2 protein-coding genes and 1 pseudogene are annotated in these 3718 nt (G+C 46.3%); 1 reads left to right on the top strand and 2 read right to left on the bottom strand.

The features are described from left to right. Both VIP81_RS19510 and VIP81_RS19505 read right to left on the bottom strand, forming a co-directional pair. Positions 1–683: pseudogene (locus VIP81_RS19510) on the bottom strand (YXWGXW repeat-containing protein); the annotation flags it as partial. Positions 684–889: 206 nt separating this feature from the next. Continuing rightward, positions 890–1675 (bottom strand): DeoR/GlpR family DNA-binding transcription regulator, encoded by a 786-nt coding sequence (locus tag VIP81_RS19505; RefSeq protein ID WP_331964942.1) that lies wholly within the window; start codon positions 1673–1675, stop codon positions 890–892. 318 nt (positions 1676–1993) lie between these two features. Here VIP81_RS19505 and VIP81_RS19500 point away from each other — a divergent pair. Further along, on the top strand, positions 1994–3718 hold a 1725-nt coding region (locus VIP81_RS19500; protein ID WP_331964939.1), incomplete at its 3' end, for a TonB-dependent receptor plug domain-containing protein.

Raw genomic sequence — 3718 nt, 5'->3', positions numbered from 1 at the left:
CCCCTGTCGGCATTATTGAAATGGTTTTGTTGCCCGTTTACACGATTTCCCTCTGCAAATGCAGCACGGTTGCCAGGTCCATTATTGTCAATCCTGTTGATCGGACGTCCGTTATTGACCGGCCCCACCTGCCCTACACGGTTAGGTCTGGAAGTAATACCTCCAGGGCCATTGAAGCTGCTGCGGTTGTTGACAACCGTCCTGTTATTGATATAAGTGTTATTAACATAAGTGTTGCGAACAATCCTGGTGTTGACATTCGCATACGCAGTGTTGTAATGCCAGGCGTTACCCCGCCACATCCCGCCATAGAAGCCGGATCCAGCGTAGCCGTACCCGTAGTTAATACCACCATAATATCCTACATGAGGGCCCCAGTAGCCGGCATGCCAGCGATAGAAACCGCCAACAAATCCCCAGTAGCCCGGTGTCCAGAGTACACCGATGCGGGGTGGCCGCACCCATACGCCCGGAATCCAGTAGTAGCCCGCAGGGCCATAGCCCCAATAACCCGGCGTCCACATGTATCCGTCTGCCGGACAAGGCGGTTGTGTATATACCCGTAATGGAGGAGGCGCCACGTTAATGGATACGCCTACGCCTACACTTACCTGCGCAGTTGCTATAGATCGGGTGCCCGTTAGTGCTGCCAACAATAATAAGGCGGTCATAACCTTTTTCATGATGTATGTACTTAATCCGGATCTTGGACGGGATTGTAACCAGGAAGTTTAAACGTAATAGTTTAGTGCCGCGTATTTTGACTGGGCGAAACAAACGGGAGTAGTGGAGTATGATAAGATAAAACCGGCATCGCTTTCTGACAGAAAGCCGGCGAAGTAAATAAAATAAAGCGGGTATTTTCAACATAGAAAACACCCGCTTTATTTTATAAAATAATCAGGTCTTTTCCTTTGTACGCCTGCAATTCAGGACTATCCGCCGGAAGCTCTGTAATCAGATATTGAATATCCTGCAGGTCGGCAATTTTCATCTTCATAGAAGAATTCAGTTTCTCTGAAATAGCAAGTATCGCTACTTTATCAGCCGCTTTGATCATCGCTTTTTTAACCTGTATGGTTTCCCAATCCGAGTCAGTTAAGCCATTCACAGGGTCTATAGCGTTAGTCCCTATGATGCAAAGGTCTGCTTTGATGTTGGAAAGATATTCAAATACTTCGCCGCTTACTGTCATCTGGCTATAGGCAGATATTTGCCCGCCAATCACAATCGTTTTTATCATCGGCTTATCCAATAGCTCTACTGCGGTGAGCACATTCACCGTAATAAAGGTAGCACGCAGGGTAGCCGGAATTTTTTTGATGAACTCCCGGATAGTGGTACCACCACCAATCAGTACAATCATATCATTCCAGAGTAATTGCAGCGTTTTTTCTGCAATCACCAGTTTATTATGCTGTGCATAGGTCTGCGATTCATGACCATAATGGTAGGCGATAGACATTGCGCCACCCTTGATCTTCACTACTTCTCCATCATCGGCCAGTTCATTTACATCCCGCCGGATGGTGTCTTCTGACACATTGATCAGACTTACCAACTCGGTGTAAGTAATACGGGTGTGGATGTTCACCTGCTGTATAATTAACTGCTTCCTCGCTTTTTTAGTGAGTGAAACAGGAGGAAGCTGATCCTGCGTGTTAGTACTATCCATAGCGTTGCGACGATTCAAAGGGTGATGATAGTTAAAAATCCCAGCATTTACAAAGATTCGGACTGCCGGGTAAAATAATACTAGCGCAAAAATATACGTTCATCCCTGATTTTGCACTTTTATTACGAGAAATAATTTTTCTGCAAAAATGATAAAATGGTAATATATTAATAATCAACGTGTTGATTCATTATTGATTTCTTGTAGGTGCATAATTTGCAATTATTATTTGCAAATAATTTGCAGAAATGAATGAAATGTCTATTTTAGAGCAGTATTTCCGCATTATTTGAAAGAACTATCAACCAAACCACAATGATGAAAAATGTCATAAAACTGGCAACTTTCACAAAACTTATGCTGCCTGTAGTCAGCCTATTGTTTTGTCTTGGAAGTAAAGCTCAGACACCTGCCAACAAGCCATCATCCATTTCCGGTACCGTAAAAGGTACGGATGGACAACAAATTATTGGCGCCACCATTTCCCTGCTAGCTGCCAAAGGCGTAGGCGCCGTTACAGATCCGGAAGGCAAATTCACCTTACATATTCCTGCTACACATCCGGCTGATATAGTCGTTGCCGTTAGCTATATAGGATATGAAAGGAAAGAAGTACAAGTAGCGCCGGGACAAACACACATCAACATTCAACTGCAAGTGGCCTCCAAAGCACTGGGGGAATTAGTTGTCACCGCACTCGGTATCAAAAAAGATAAAAAAGCACTCGCCTATGCTGTGACAGAAGTAAAAGGCAGTGAATTTACCCAGGCCCGTGAAATCAATGTGGCAGATGCATTGACCGGAAAAATTGCCGGCGTAAACTCTGCCAGTCTCGCTGCCGGCCCCGGTAGCTCCAGTCGTGTCACCATCCGTGGTACCGGTTCCCTCAACGGAGAGAGCCAACCACTTTATGTGATCAACGGGATGCCCATCGACAATACCACCCAGAGCGTTCCTGCCAGCGGCAACGGCGCCATTGGTCTGAACAGCGATCGTGGTGATGGTATCGGCGGCATCAACCCGGATGATATTGAAAGCATTACCGTATTGAAAGGTGGTCCTGCAGCCGCGCTCTATGGCGCCCGTGCAGCCAACGGCGTTATCCTGATCACCACCAAGAAAGGAGTAACCAGGAAAGGCATTGGTGTGGATTACAACTCTACCTATACGGCAGAAACTCCCGCTATCATCCCCGACTGGCAATATGAATACGGTTCCGGCCAGAACGGCGCCAAGCCAACAGATAAATCATCTGCTATCAGCGCCGGCCGCCTCTCCTGGGGCCCAAAAATGGATGGCAGCAACGTAGTGCAGTTTGATGGGGTAGCCCGTCCTTATTCTCCGCAAAAGAATAATATCAAAAACTTCTACCGCACCGGTAACACCTTTACCAACACCGTGTCTTTCGCCGGAGGCAATGAGAGCACCACTTTCAGGGCTTCCCTGTCCGACATGAACAATCATGCGCTGGCGCCCAACCAGCATCTGAATAAAAAAATATTTACCGCCAGCGTTAATTCCAATCTGAGTAAAAGACTCTCCGTGGAAGCATACGCACAGTATAATGTGGAAAAAGCGGAGAACAGAAGTAACGTGTCTGATGCTCCCGGTAATCTGAACTGGAGTACGTATATGCTGGCCAACACCGTCGACATACGTAATATGAATCCCGGTTATGATAAAGATGGCAATGAAGTAAAATGGAATCCTTCTGACTTCGCTGGTAATCCTTATTTCATTCTCAATAAATTTGAGAACAATGATAACCGCAACCGCTTTATCGGTAACCTGGGGATCAAGTATAATATCCTGGACAACCTCTTCATCCGTGGTCGCGTAAACCATGACTATACCAACAGCGGCTATGTAGGCGTAGTGCCATCTGGTACGGCGTATGCTTCTGATGGATTTTATGCGCAGAACAATGCCGCCATCACGGAAACGAATGGTGAACTGACCCTGAACTACCAGGCCAAACTGAGCAAAGACTTTGGCTTAACAGCCATGGCAGGTGGTAACCAACGCAGATCTAAATCAGATGAA

Origin of the sequence: Chitinophaga sp. (assembly GCF_036566945.1) — a bacterium.
Taxonomy (GTDB): domain Bacteria; phylum Bacteroidota; class Bacteroidia; order Chitinophagales; family Chitinophagaceae; genus Chitinophaga.
Note: the sequence above shows the minus strand (reverse complement) of the source record. Positions and strands in the feature narration are given on the sequence as shown.

Coding starts and splice junctions, on each gene's coding strand:
- VIP81_RS19505 (WP_331964942.1), bottom strand. CDS start 1,675: ATGGATAGTACTAACACGCAGGATCAGCTTCCTCCTGTTTCACTCACT.